A 14,447-nucleotide genomic window follows, 5' to 3' on the forward strand; every position below is an offset into this window, starting at 1 on the left:
TTTATCTCAAATAGCTTCTTATTTCCTGATTGCCAGACAATTCTCTTATTATTTAAAAACAGAAACGGACGAGCAACGATGGCGGACACGCAATACCCAACCAATTCAGATAGCAAAAGTGATCCTAATGCGAACCAAGCAACCCAAACCGATCAGGCAGTGGCCTCTGGTAATGCGTATGAGCTCATCAAAAAACGCCTAACAGAGCAGGGCAGTCGTCTAGAGCAACAAACCGCCAAATTAAATGCTGCACGCCTGATGGAATTTGGCAGCACCCAAATGCAGGTCATTGCCCGCACGCGTATTCGTACCGAGCACAACTGTGTGGCGCAGGATATGGTGCAAGTTGGCGAATATTTGCTGTTTGGCTATAACGTGTTTATGGGGTTAAAGCGTGCCAGCAATATTAAAGATGTGCTGTCGCTATATCGCTTGATAGATCCTGCCAACAAAGGCGATAGCGATGAGAGTCCGAAGAGCAGTAGTGGTGATAGTGCGGAGCAAGAGTATCAGCTCGAAGAGGTCGATTTAACAGGGACGTTTTTAGATCAAGATGCCTTTGTCCAAGACTTCAATGAGCTCTATCGCTATTACAAGCAAACACGCCTGATTCAACTGACCGTTAAAGACAGCAAGTTGCTGTTGGCCTTTCAGATCGGTGAGCGTATCACTGATATTCGAGTGTTTCGTTTTGCATTAGACTTTAGCCAAGGCACACCAGAGGCTGCCCAAGTCGCCTACGTGGACAATCGCGGCGAGCGTGATATCGAGTTGCCGCCTGCCTATGACTTTGATTGGATCGAGACCACGCGCGATCAGATGGTCAATGGTAAATATCCGCACATGAATATCTTGGATACGATATTTGTGGAAACGGTCGGCGGTGATTTGACCATCAAGATTGAAGACAATACGCAGTCAGGGCAGGGCATCTATAGCGAGCCCGTCAATGATCGCACCCAGTCGCTGACCGATGCTGAGATTGCCTATGCCAAAGTCGGTAGCTTAATCCTCCTCAAAATATTACCGTATCGCGAGGACAGTTACCGTTACTTTGTTTATAACACCTTGACCGAAGCGGTGCTGCGTTTGGATGCGATTGGTCAGTCCTGCGTACAGTTGCCCGAAGATCACGGCATTATATTTCCGGGTGGCTATTATCTACAGACGGGCGAGTATAAGCTGTTCGATGCCAACAGTGTCGGTGCCAAAAACTTAAAGTTTAAGCGTAAGATCATCTCGACGAATGGCGAAGATGTTCTATTCTTATTTTATGATAGAGAGCTGGGTATCACGGGGCTGTTTCCTTATAACCTGATCAAAAAACAACTGGCAAATCCGATTTATTGCAATGGTATGGCGTTGGCAGACAATGGCCGTTTGGTGCTGTTTAGTGACCAAAGTGAGCCGTCGCGCATTCACCCGATGCAGATATGGCACACCCCTTACGCCTCGCCTGAGTATGTGAGCGAATTGCCTGAAAGTACCAGCTTCTACGGTAAAATCGGTAACAAAGAGCTGGTGCGCGGCATCTCTGATCTTTATAGCATTACCCGTCTTATCGACAACCAAAGCGTGTCGCAAAAACTCTATGAAGAGCTGTCAGACAATACCAGTAGATTGTTTGATAGCTATTATTGGCTGTCTGAGCCAGAGCTGACTGACGTCGCTAGTAGTATTAAAGAAGTGACAGCGACCGCTGAGTTGGTCATTGATGAATTTGCCAAAGTCCAAAGTATTCAAAAGCAAACCCAAACGGCGCTTGCCGATGCCGAATCTCAGCAAAATGAGATTTTGCGGCAGATACGAGTCACGACGTTTGAGTCTGCAAGCGACTATGTCGATCAGCTGTCGGCATTGAGACGACAAAAAGGTCGCTTGGTCAGCCTAGAAGATTTGCGTTATCTAGATAGTGATAAATTAGAAGCATTGCAGGTGCAGCTAGAAGAAGCAGAAAGCGATCTTGCCGAAAAAACTGTACTGTTTTTAAGCGGAGACGAAGCACTATCAAGCTACGAAGGGATATTGGTCGATGTCAGTGAGCGCCTAAACACAGCTGAAACCAATGCTGAGTTAAAGCCAGTGCTCGATAAAATTGATGAGACGGCGCAAGGATTAGACTTGTTGACCGAGCTGCTCGGTACGTTGGACGTTGCAGATGCCACGGTACGTACGCAAATCATCGATGACATCTCGACCATTTATGCCAGCCTCAACCAGAGCAAAGCAAAGCTCAATCACAAACGTAAAAACTTAGGATCGGCAGAAGCGGTCGCGCAATTTGGCGCGCAGTTTAAGCTGTTTGGTCAATCGATTGCCAATGCCTTATCGATTGCCAATACGCCTGAAAAATCAGATGAGCAAATGGCAAAGCTGCTCGTGCAGTTAGAGGAATTGGAGAGCCAGTTCGCCGATCCAGAGACCAATAGGGGCGATCAGTTTTTAGCCGACATTATCAGTAAACGCGAAGAGATTTACGAAACCTTTGAAAATCATAAGCAACAACTGCTCGATGCCCGCAATCGCAAAGCGCAAAACCTAGGGGATGGCGCGCTGCGGATGCTTGAGAGTATCAAGAAGCGCACGCAAAGCACAGGTGTGACTGGCTTTACCGAGGAAGAAGCGCTCAATACGTACTTTGCCGCCGATGGTCTGGTACAAAAAGTCCGCAACATTGCAAAAGAATTACAAGCGATGGGCTTTAGCGTCAAAGCCGACGACATTGATGCGCGTCTAAAAGCCATTCAAATCGAGAGCTATAAGAGTCTAAAAGACAAATCGGACTTGTTTGAAGATGGCGGTCAAATTATTAAGCTGGGCAAGCATCGCTTTTCGGTTAACACTCAACCATTAGATCTAACTTTACTCAGTCGCCAGCAGTCGGATGGCAAGCGCGTGCTCAATTTGCACCTGACGGGTACCGACTATTATGAAGCGCTTAATAACGCTGAATTAAATGCCTTGCGTCCGTATTGGGAGATGAATATTGCCTCCGAGTCCGACAAGGTATACCGCGCCGAGTACTTGGCCTATAGCATTATCGAGAGCGCCAAAAACAGTCAAGACGGTCTGACAGAGACCCGTCTCTACCAAGCATATGACGAAACCGTCATTACATTAGATATCAATGGTGATATCGATAATGACAGTCCGCTGGCAAAGCTGGTCAAAGCCTACGCGACCCCGCGTTATCAGCTCGGTTATGACAAAGGCATTCATGACCATGATGCCACGCTGATGTTGATGCAAATACTGCCGACATTACGTGAGGCAGGGCTACTGATTTATACCCCGCAAGTCCGCGCACTGGCGCAATTATTCTATTGGCAGTTAAATATCGCACAAGCACTGGGTTTAGATAGCCTGCGTCAATTTGGCTATGACAATTGGCTGAATGAATCAGTACTGACTCGCGCAAATAACTGGACGGATAGAGCGGCGACCGCCGAGCAATTGCGCCGTGCCCTCGGCAGTGACACTGCCAAATCCTTACTGGTTGAGGACATGAGCCAAGTCATGCACCGTTTTGTCGCGGCCTATCGTGACGAACGTATGGGCAGTAGTAATGGTGCTAAGCAGCCGTCAGATGCCGCATTGGAGTCAGAGCCAGATTCAACGACCAGCGATGTTCATAACACCAATATCTTTAAACCCAGCTATGTGCAGCTGGCTTGCGAATACTTGGTCAGCGTCATAGGGCAGTCAGCAGAGCCAAATGCCGCCGCATATAACACAATAAACTGGCAAACCAGTATACAGGCCGAGAAATTATGCGAGCAGCTGAGCCAAACGCTAAGTAGCTCGCCCGTCAGTACGCAAAGTAATGCCAGTTTTGCGCAGCTACAATCTTCCATCGGTAAGCTTGGCTTCCAACCCAAATCAGCCTATGAGTTGTTAGCCACATGGTTTCATGCACTGCTTGATAAGACTTACGGTAATAGTGAGTCGGCTAACGCAGCAGATGATGGCACGGATGAGGCAGGCGAGGCGCTGAGTGAAGCGCAGTTGGCTGAACGTCAAGAAAAAGACGCACTACGCAAACAGCAACTAGAGAGCGGTCGTCATTATGTGCCCGAAGCGATTGCTGTTTTACTTACTCAACTGAATGATGTGCAGCGTGAAGCCTTGGTACAGCGCCTGATTGATTCAGGTGCACGTTTTGATAAAGGCGGCGCGAATAGAGGTACAACTGATGCCACCTCCACTTTGTCGTTCTCCTCACCTTCAATGTCATCATCAACGTCACTGACCAGTATCAATAACCCGCTCAATCAAGTGCAAAGCTTTGCGCGTCACACAGGCAAGGTGTCGCTTGAAATACAAGTTAACGGTTTATTGGGTGAGCATACGCGTATTCATCAGCAGAGCTTAACCTTTGCCGTCGATGACTTTTTAAATCGTCTGCATCATCATGATACTCAAGTTATCCCTGCTTATAGACGATATCTGGCCATGCGCTCAGAGATATTGCATGACTCAAAAGAGACGTTGCGACTGGACGAATTCATGCCGCGTCCATTGTCTTCATTTGTGCGTAACCGTCTTATTAACGAGAGCTACCTGCCGCTCATCGGTGACAATCTTGCCAAACAGATGGGCACGGTCGGCGAGGATAAACGGACTGACTTGATGGGTATCCTCATGATGATATCGCCACCAGGATACGGTAAAACCACCTTGATGGAATACGTGGCAAATCGTCTTGGCCTTATCTTTATGAAGATTAACTGTCCATCACTCGGTCACGACGTCACCTCATTAGACCCCGAAAAAGCCCCGAATGCCACCGCACGAGAAGAGCTGAATAAAATCAACTTGGCCTTTGAAATGGGCAATAATGTCATGCTGTATCTCGATGATATTCAGCATACGCACGCGGAATTTTTGCAAAAGTTCATCTCACTCGGCGATGGGACGCGCCGTATTGATGGTGTGTGGCAAGGCAAGACCAAAACCTATGACATGCGCGGCAAAAAGTTCTGCGTGGTCATGGCGGGTAACCCGTATACCGAGAGCGGCGAGGCCTTTAAAGTGCCTGACATGCTCGCCAACCGTGCCGATATCTACAACTTAGGCGACATCATGAGCGGTATGGAAGACGTCTTTGCCCTCAGTTATATCGAAAACTCCCTCACTTCTAATAGTGTCCTCGCACCACTAGCAAACCGTGACCTAAGCGATGTGCATCGCTTGATCAAAATGGCAAAAACGGACAACGCCAACCTCGCGCAAGCGCAAAGCAGCGATTTGACCTATCCGTATAGCACCTCAGAGATCAATGAGATCATTGCTATCTTGCGTCATATGTTTGCCGTGCAAGCAGTCATTCTGGACGTTAACCAAGCCTATATCGCCTCCGCCTCGCAAGATGACAAATATCGTGTTGAGCCGATATTTAAGCTGCAAGGCAGCTATCGTAATATGAATAAGATGACCGAAAAGTTGTCGGCGGTCATGAATGAGAATGAGCTAAACCAGCTGATAGACGATCACTATTTGGGCGAGTCGCAGCTATTGACCCAAGGCGCAGAGAGCAACTTGCTCAAGCTTGGCGAGATGCGCGGCACCTTAACCGAGGTAGAAAAAGAGCGTTGGACGCAAATCAAAACCGACTTCTTGCGCAATAAAGCCATGGGCGGCGAAGACGGCGATACAGGTGCGCGCATCGTCGCACAATTGGTCGACTTGGCGAGTGGCTTCAATGCCATCAGTCGTCAGTTTGAGACGTACTTAACCAAAAATGATCCAGAGCAAATTGCCCGCTTACGAGAAGTAGAGCGCCAAGCTCAGTTAGAGACTCAGATGGAGGCGCAGCTAGCCTCACAAAAAATCCTCGCCGATAGCGTGATCAATAACGCCAAAGTCGTCAGCGATAGCATCGATAATGGCTTTGAGAAAAGCGTGAGCCAATTACTACAAATATATAAGCACGACCACAAAGCCGAGGGCGAGTATCTCAAGCAAAACCAAGACGTGCAAAAAGCGCTGATGGTGCAGCTGGTCGATGCCGTGGAGCAACTAGCACACAATATGGCAGATAGCTTGTCTCGTAGCTTAGCCGAAAGCTTGATTAAAAATGATGACAGTAAAGCCGTAGAGAACGATTCGCCTGATATTCATGAGCAGACCACATTGATGGCCAATGCGCTCAAGCAAGCGCTAGCACCACTGACGATGCGCATGGATGAGAAGCTAGCAATTGATAGCAGTACCGATCAATCTGGTAAACTGATCGTCAATAGTCTCAATCGCCTAAATAAAATATTTGATGATTATGACTAGTAACTGTAACTAATAGCAATGATACGTAGTAGGCTATAGTGACACGTGACTGATGTCGTAAACAAACCAATGAGAAATGTATGGCGCACAAAAAAAAGAACGTCCGCAAAAAACTCTGCCCCGTCTGTGAGCGTGAGTTTAGTTGGACAAAGAAGCTCGATAAAAACTGGGATAGTATGGTGTATTGCTCAGACCAGTGTCGCCGTATCAAGAAGTATGAGGGCGTCGAGCATCAGAAGTAAGATGATACCAAACGCCAAAAATACGATTAGCTGTGTCAAAATCGCTTAGCCTACAATGCGTAGTACTGGCGCTCTTTTTCCTTGCTACTCTAATTTTTGTGTATGGTATGGATAATTCATAGGTCGAATAGATAAGGTAGGGCAGTTATGGCACATAAAAAAGTAAACTTACCGCAAAAAACCTGCCCCGTCTGCCAGCGTCCGTTTACGTGGCGCAAGAAGTGGGAGAAAGACTGGGAGCAGGTGATTTATTGTTCTGAAAAGTGTCGGCGGGGGAAGGGTAAGGGTGCTGATTAATTTATCATATGCAAAATATATCAATCTATACTTTTCGCACATAATAAAGGTTGTGAGGTGCCATATATTATATATAAGGTATTATCTTTCACAGTTTTCATGCTTTCAAAGCTATCTACCCCTATTGGACGACGATGGAAGTATGTTTCAAAATAAGAATTAAGATCCATCTTATGGTTATCAAAATCTAGCTTATTATAGTTAGCTAAATTACAGAAGAGTATTTCACAAACTCTTTCAATAAAGCCATTAGTAGGTATAATTTTTTTTGAAATTATGATGTTTATTAAAATACCTAATTGCTTCAATATTAAGTCGAAATCATAATGTAGACTCATATGATTTATAAACTTATTAGCGACTATGTTTAATGAATTATTGTTTTTTAATGCGAAATCTAGCAAATTATGAATTTTGAAATCAGCAGCGTTTCGGTTGTCAATAAATTGATTAGTTTGGAAGTTTATGTATCTACTTCTATTTGTTGTAGTACCTAGTAATAAATAGTCGTGAAAATTTATTGTATCCACTCCAGCTTGATGAGCAAGCGCTCTCAATCTTGCGTCAAGAGACAGAAGCGGCAAGCTCTTTTCTTGACACAGTCTGATAATGGACTTATCTGTTTCAGGAAGAAAACTATTGAGCGCTTCTATAATTTTTGAGTTTGAGTTGTTTCCATAAGCAGGAGTAACCTGCATATTGCTTTCAACATATTCAACTAAAAACTTCAAATCATTTGAACGCTTTTTAAGTAACTGTATATCCATTTCATTCACAGTAAAATTATTATCGTTTGAATGGATCGATAAGGGCTTGTCACCTTTTTTATATTCATATATGTGCTTATCACTTAGCGCTTTTAAATTTGTAAGCAGGATTTTGGGAATATATATAGACAGATTGGAAGTAAGAAAGTATAAACTTTCTAAACGCTGTAACTCCAATAACGTAAATAAATCGATCACTACTGCAGATTGTTTTTCTAGCAAAGTTTCTAGATTGTCGATGCTAATATCAACAGTATAGTGATCATCAATTGTTCTCAAAGTGAATCGAGAATCACTTAACCAACTATACGTAATTTCAGAAAGATCTTTTCCAATATAATCAGCTAGACAGGTTATAGTCATCGGGTTTTCTTGATATGCTTTTAACTGTCGCTCTAATTGCTCATTAGAACGTGAAGTCTGATTGATATCCTTAATAAATTTTGCTATGCCTTCTTCTGTATTAAAGTCTGCTGTGAAAGAAACCATATTGAAAGGGTTGTTGATGTCTGATGTCATCTCCATATTCTTTCTATATATCGCTAAAGGTATAGATAAAATCTCTTCAATTTTAATATTCCTTCTTACACCAAACTTTCCTATAATTTCAAACTCTTCACCAACAGCTTTACCTAAAAACTGCTGACCTAGTTCATCGCTAGGTGAAATTATAATATTTAAGTTCTTGCCTGAAGACTTAGAATCGATATATTTCCCTTTAAGTTCGTTTTCTTCAAAATATGAAACAAAGCAACCATCAACGACTTCGGCAAAATTTAGATCAAATAAAGGATTTGAAGAATTGGGAAGTTTGCGAGAAAGCATTGTATCAAGAAGCAAGTCTTGAATGGCTGAGAGCAGTTCTAAGTCAGTTGGGTTTGAGCGCCAAAGATTAATAACTCTTTCAATAGCTTTTTCTTGTTTTGAATATTGTAGTTCGTAAGAAGCTAACCAGCATATATCCGCAGGATTATTGTCTAAATCTAATGGAATTAGTCTCGTATCTTTTTTCAACTGACCTATATTATCGTTATGAATACTTAAAAAAAGCTTTAAACGCCAATACCAAGATAAGTTGCTGTACTTATCAAGTCTGGGCAGTAGCATTTCAGCAGCACTAAAATCTTGAGTCTTATTACCTAATTTAATAACTAAACTAGCAAAATCCCCAAGATAATTATCAAAATTATGACTATTCTGATCTACGAAGTCTTTAGCCTTTTGATATTGAAAGCTTTCAATCAAAGAATGAATTTGGATGATTAACAGATACTCTTCATTAGATTCATTGATAAGAGTATCTAATGTATCACTACAAGATCTGTACTGCTTGGTTTTAAAGTAATAGTCAGCTAGTAACGTTTTTAGATCGTTATCAGGAGTATCAATAGAGGAGATAGTTCTATTTAATTTATCAAATTTCTCATCGTTAGTACCATATAACTTTAAACCTAATAGAGCCAAACCTCTAAGAGTATTAGTGCTAAATAAATCTACCTCATCTACAAGTTTTAAAAAATCAATATTGTTAAGTTGGTTAACTGCAATAAAAGACCTTATTTCGTTAGTTAAAGGTTCTCCAATCTCGCTATTCGATTTAATTAGATGATTTAGTTTATCTATTTCACCGAAATTATATAAGCCGTCAACCAAATATTTTATTATTTCTGAATCAGAATGATCTTTATAGACCTTCAAGAAAAACACTTTATCCGAGTTTCTTTTAGTAAATGAAACAAGATTAATAATGGTTTCTGGAAGTATCCCACATTGGGTAGTTTTCGTTAGTTTGTAATAATGCTTAACTGATTCTTCGTTATTTATGACGCAATTTGCAGTAATAATGCTGTTTATCGCATACTTTTTTAATGAAGGTACGTCAATCTGGTTTATATTTAAGTTTAGTTCTAGGGAGTTTAACTTCGCTTCAATATAATGATGTTGGTTTTTAGGTGTAGCATATCTCAGCAGAGAAGATTCAAAAGATAGAATGATAAATGAAGGCTTTAATTGTTCATCTTTATCAATTAGCTTCTCTATTACATCGTATTTATCAAACTGATTATGATTCGAATAATATCTCATATAGTTAAGTTTGATAGAGTATGTATTCTTTAAAGCTTTAGGTAAATTTTCGAAGTCTGTAATATTACCTTGATTGATTTCTATTAGGTATTTTAGAGCTTGATAGCGAGTATTATCAGGGTCTTTATCAATGCAGGTCTCAATAATCTTTAAAGCATTATCAGTATCACTATTGATGATGTTGTCCATGATGGTTAACACGTTATGCATTTCATCACACCACTCAAAATCTTTAACTTTTGAGGAATAGTGAGTGAATCTATCGTTCTGCTCTATCAAGTAGTAACAGTTTGCTAAGATATAATAAGCTTCATATTTCTCTATATAATTCATTAGCTTAGTATCATCAACTGTTAATGAGCTTATAACTTCAGAATATCGTTCTTTATCAAAATATTCTTTCGCCTGTTGTATTTTTTCTGAATAGTCACTGTTTGAATGGTATCTTTGACTCAAAATGTTCGAATTAGTAATGTAGTTTTCTATATCATTCCAAAACTGTATTTCTACTGGAAATTTTCCGTTATTAACTCTTTCGTCTGACAAAGCATTCACAGCATCAGTTAATTTCTGGTCAGATGGTAAGGATGTAGATATTATTAGTTGTGAGATTTCTTGTTGACCGCTGTCAGCTTTTGCAATCTCTTTAACGATAGTTACCTTATCATTTCCATCAAAAGGCAGTTTTGAAACGTGTTTACATTGAATGCCTATTCGATTACTCGATGTATTTTGATTGTTTTCATACACAAGAACATCTAAACCATACTGCTTTTGACCTTTGCGACCATACATTGTAGGTGTTTTACAGTTAAATATTACACCATAGATATGCGCACAAAGAACCTCAAATTCCTGCTCAGTACTAGGTAGAAGAATTCGAGGTTTATAAGTCATTATGTTCACTTCCTCTTAAGTAAATTACAAATTCGGATTTAACCACTTCTCAGCCGTTTTCATATCCCAGCCTTTACGCTCAGCATAGCTCTCTAACTGATCACGACTGATCTTACCGACATTGAAGTACTCACTATCCGGATGCGAGTAATAGAATCCGCTGACCGATGATGCAGGCCACATCGCATAGCTTTCGGTGAGTGTCGTACCGATTGCCTCGACCGTACCGAGCCAGTCAAACAATTTGCCTTTTTCGGTATGCTCAGGGCACGCAGGGTAGCCAGGAGCAGGGCGGATGCCAACGTATTTTTCTTTAATCATCTCATCATTGGTGAGTGACTCAGTCGGCTGATAGCCCCAATACTCTTTGCGGATCAGCTCATGCAAATGCTCGGCAAAGGCTTCGGCTAGGCGGTCAGACAGCGCCTGTACCATAATGGCGTTATAGTCATCACCAGCCGCTTTATACTGCTCAGCGAGCGCTTCTGTACCGACGATAGAGACGGTAAAGCCGCCCAAGTGATCGGTATGCGTGTCTGATGGCGAGATAAAGTCCGCCAAGCTCAAGTTTGGCTTGCCACTGGCCCCCTCTTGTGAACGGTTGCTTTGTTGGCGTAAGTGTTCGAACTGATAGGTCGGTTTGCCACCATCAGCAGGCGCATTGTCATAGACGGTGACGGTATCCGAGTCAGTACGGCGAGCGGGCATGAGTTTAAACACGCCTTTTGCGACGATTGATTTTTCCTCAATCATTTTGTGAAGTAACTCTTCAGCATTGTCAAACAGATCACGAGCTGCTTCGCCGACCACATCATCTTGCAAGATTTTTGGGTATTTGCCCGTCAGTCCCCAAGAGATAAAGAACGGTGTCCAGTCGATGTATGGCAGCAGGTTAGTGATTGGATAGTCATCCAATATCACTTGTCCTAACTTATTGGGTACTGGTGGTACGTAGTTTTCCCAATCATACTGAAAGCCAATCTTTACCGATTCGGCATAGGTAACCTTGGCAGCTTTTGGTTGACGCTTAGCCAGGCGCTCGCGGACTTTGATATATTCTTCGCGCGTCTCACCGATGAGGGCGGTACGGTGCTCTTTTGATAGCAGCTTGGTTACCACGCCAACTGAGCGCGAGGCATCCGAGACATAGATGACCGCATCGTTTTGATACTGCGGCTCGACCTTGACGGCCGTATGCGCTTTAGATGTTGTTGCGCCGCCGATCATCAATGGCAGGGTCATGCCGCGCTCTTGCATTTGCTTGGCGACATAGACCATTTCATCGAGACTGGGGGTAATCAGCCCTGACAGACCGATGATATCGACTTTTTCTCTGATAGCTGTATCGAGGATGGTTTCGCACGGTACCATAACACCCAGATCGACGATGTCGTAGCCGTTACAGCCAAGCACCACGCCGACGATGTTTTTGCCGATATCATGCACATCGCCTTTGACGGTTGCCATTAGAATTTTACCTTTGACTTCGCCTTCGACTTTTTCCGCTTCGATATACGGGTTTAGCCACGCGACGGATTGCTTCATTACGCGGGCAGATTTGACGACTTGCGGTAAGAACATTTTACCCGCACCGAAGAGGTCACCGACGATATTCATACCGTCCATGAGTGGCCCTTCGATGACCTCGAGCGGTTTGGGGTATTTCTCCCAGGCTTCTTTGGTATCTTCTTCGATAAAGGTGGTCACCCCTTTGACGAGAGCATGAGCGATGCGCTCTTCTACTGTACCCTCACGCCAGCTCATATCGACGGTGCTGTCTTTTTTCTTGCCGCCATCTTGGTAGTTTTCAGCGACCGTCATTAGACGTTCAGTCGCATCCTGACCAGTTTCACCTTGGTTGCGGTTGAGCATGACGTCTTCGATGGCATCACGCGCTTCTTTTGGAATATCATCGTACAGCTCCAGCATGGCTGGGTTGACGATACCCATGGTCAGACCGTTTTTGATCGCATGGTATAGGAACACAGAGTTAATCGCTTCACGAATCGGGTTACCACGGAAACTAAACGAAACGTTGGACACCCCGCCCGAAACCATCGCATTTGGTAGGTTTTCCGTGATCCAGCGCGTGGCATTAATAAAGTCAGCACCGTAGTTGTTATGCTCAGTGATACCCGTAGCGACAGCAAAGATATTCGGGTCAAAGATGATGTCCTCAGAAGGGAAGCCTACTTCGTTGACCAGTACATCATAGCTACGTTTAGATATTTCAATCTTACGCTCGTAGGTGTCAGCTTGCCCGTCTTCATCGAACGCCATGACGATAACGGCTGCCCCATAACGCATACACAGTTTGGCGCGTTCAACGAACTCAGCGTGACCTTCTTTTAGCGAGATGGAGTTGACGACAGATTTGCCTTGCGTACGTTTGAGGCCTTCTTCGATGATGTCCCATTTGGATGAGTCAATCATTAGCGGTACACGGCTGATATCTGGTTCGCCTGAGACGAGGTTGACGAAGTGAATCATTGCCTGCTTAGAGTCGAGCATGCCTTCGTCCATATTGATATCGACGATTTGCGCACCACCTTCTACCTGATCGCGCGCGACATCGAGCGCCTCAAGATAGGCTTCGGTCTTGATCAAACGGAGGAATTTTTTGGAGCCTGTGACGTTGGTACGCTCACCAACATTGACAAACAAACTGTCAGCATTGATGGTAAAAGGCTCAAGTCCTGATAAGCGGCAGGCAGGCGCAATCTCTGGAATGACACGTGGTGGATAGTTTGCCACGACTTTAGCAATCTGACGGATATGTTCAGGCGTCGTACCACAGCAGCCGCCCACGATGTTTAAGATACCCGCTTTGGCAAAGCCTTCTAGCAGCGCAGCAGTTTCTTCTGCTGTTTCGTCATACTCACCAAACTCATTGGGTAGACCCGCGTTTGGATGCGCAGAGACATAGGTATCAGCGATGTTTGATAGTGTTTGGATATGTGGGCGCAGCGCATCAGCACCAAGCGCGCAGTTAAAGCCAACGGATAGTGGCTTGGCATGGCGAATCGAGTTGTAGAATGCTTCCGCCGTTTGACCAGATAGCGTACGACCTGAGGCATCGGTGATCGTACCTGAAATCATGATTGGTAGCTCAAAGCCAATATCGTCGAACACACCTGTGATCGCAAATATCGCCGCTTTGGCATTTAGCGTATCAAAGATTGTCTCAATCAAAATAAGATCGACGCCACCTTCTATCAGGCATAAGGTCGCTTCACGGTAATTAAGCACCAATTCATCAAAAGTAATATTACGAAACGCAGGGTCGTTGACATCAGGCGATAGCGAGCACGTACGTGAGGTCGGACCGACCACACCAGCGACAAAACGCGGTTTCTCAGGCGTCTTGGCGGTAAACTCATCAGCCGCTGCGCGTGCAATCTTGGCTGCTGTTTTGTTCAGCTCAGGCACCAAATACTGCATGTCATAGTCAGCCATCGACAGGCGCGTACCGTTAAAGGTATTGGTCTCGATAATATCCGCACCAGCTAACAGATGATCATGATGAATGTCTTTAATCATGTGCGGTTGAGTCAACACCAGCAGATCGTTATTGCCCCGTACGTCTTGGTCGATATCAGCGAAGCGCTCACCACGATAGTCAGACTCTTCTAGCTTGTAGGTCTGAATCTGCGTACCCATCGCGCCATCTAGCAGCAGAATTCGTGACGTCATTTGCTCGATGATACGGGCGCGTGCCGTCAGCTGCTGCTCTTTATAAGGAAAGACAGCAGGTGGCGTTAGAATAAAGTCATCAGCAGATGACGAGCTAGAAGTAATGTCAGAGTGAAAAGAAGTCTGTGAGGTCATCGTTTGAGTCATAGTAGCGCTGCTTATATCGTCAATATTATAAAAGGAA

5 protein-coding genes are annotated in these 14,447 nt (G+C 43.8%); 3 read left to right on the plus strand and 2 right to left on the minus strand.

Annotated features, from left to right (window positions below; translation table 11 throughout):
- Window positions 1-78 precede the first annotated feature (78 nt).
- From AC5JPY_RS10310 to AC5JPY_RS10320, 3 genes are all read left to right on the plus strand, one after another.
- On the plus strand, window positions 79-6,282 hold the full coding sequence (locus AC5JPY_RS10310) for a DNA repair ATPase (protein WP_493852408.1): 6,204 nt from the start codon (window positions 79-81) through the stop codon (window positions 6,280-6,282).
- Between the two features lie 80 nt (window positions 6,283-6,362).
- Window positions 6,363-6,524 carry a DUF2256 domain-containing protein gene (locus AC5JPY_RS10315; protein ID WP_201599114.1) on the plus strand — a complete coding sequence of 54 codons (162 nt, stop codon included), beginning with the start codon at window positions 6,363-6,365 and terminating at the stop codon, window positions 6,522-6,524.
- A 147-nt stretch (window positions 6,525-6,671) separates the two neighbouring features.
- Window positions 6,672-6,821, plus strand: coding sequence for a DUF2256 domain-containing protein (locus tag AC5JPY_RS10320; RefSeq protein ID WP_493852409.1), 150 nt, complete (start codon window positions 6,672-6,674; stop codon window positions 6,819-6,821).
- A 20-nt stretch (window positions 6,822-6,841) separates the two neighbouring features.
- Here the strand turns inward: AC5JPY_RS10320 and AC5JPY_RS10325 are convergent, their stop codons facing one another.
- The gene (locus tag AC5JPY_RS10325) at window positions 6,842-10,570 is read right to left on the minus strand and encodes a PIN domain-containing protein (protein ID WP_493852410.1); all 3,729 of its coding nucleotides are present in this window, start codon (window positions 10,568-10,570) and stop codon (window positions 6,842-6,844) included.
- 24 nt (window positions 10,571-10,594) lie between these two features.
- A complete protein-coding gene (gene metH / locus AC5JPY_RS10330; protein ID WP_493852411.1) occupies window positions 10,595-14,410 on the minus strand; it encodes a methionine synthase in 3,816 nt (1,271 codons plus the stop codon).
- Between the last annotated feature and the right edge of the window lie 37 nt (window positions 14,411-14,447).

This window comes from Psychrobacter sp. H27 (assembly GCF_059072655.1).

Bases quoted from the DNA above. Each gene is read 5' to 3' on its own strand.
- AC5JPY_RS10310 (WP_493852408.1), top strand. From the start codon at position 79: ATGGCGGACACGCAATACCCAACCAATTCAGATAGCAAAAGTGATCCT.
- AC5JPY_RS10315 (WP_201599114.1), top strand. From the start codon at position 6,363: ATGGCGCACAAAAAAAAGAACGTCCGCAAAAAACTCTGCCCCGTCTGT.
- AC5JPY_RS10320 (WP_493852409.1), top strand. From the start codon at position 6,672: ATGGCACATAAAAAAGTAAACTTACCGCAAAAAACCTGCCCCGTCTGC.
- AC5JPY_RS10325 (WP_493852410.1), bottom strand. From the start codon at position 10,570: ATGACTTATAAACCTCGAATTCTTCTACCTAGTACTGAGCAGGAATTT.
- metH (WP_493852411.1), bottom strand. From the start codon at position 14,410: ATGACTCAAACGATGACCTCACAGACTTCTTTTCACTCTGACATTACT.